This window comes from Streptosporangium sp. DT93 (assembly GCF_049844535.1).
GTDB lineage: Bacteria > Actinomycetota > Actinomycetes > Streptosporangiales > Streptosporangiaceae > Streptosporangium.
This window is the reverse complement of sequence record NZ_JBNCLF010000123.1, coordinates 1-220: the sequence shown is the minus strand read 5'-3', so window position 1 is coordinate 220 and position 220 is coordinate 1. Positions and strand designations below refer to the sequence as shown.

Genomic DNA, 220 nt, shown 5'->3' with positions numbered 1-220 from the left:
CCCCCACCCCTCCAACAACCGAAACAACGCCACCTCAAAAGCAAACAACCCCGGCTGAGCCCACCCCGTCTCCCCCAACCTCCCCTCCCCCAGCACACCCTCCTGCTGCACACCCTCCTGCTGCACACCCTCCTGCACATCCCCACCACCGAACACCACCTCCCGCAACACCTCACCCACACCCACACCCGAGGTCACGCCCGCACCCGCACCCGCACCC

The 220-nt window shown here is 67.7% G+C and carries 1 protein-coding gene; it reads right to left on the bottom strand.

Features of this window, described 5'->3' with window-relative positions; translation table 11 throughout:
• On the bottom strand, positions 1-180 hold a 180-nt coding region (locus tag ACLQ2R_RS39745), incomplete at its 3' end, for a hypothetical protein (RefSeq protein WP_425966576.1).
• Positions 181-220 lie beyond the last annotated feature (40 nt).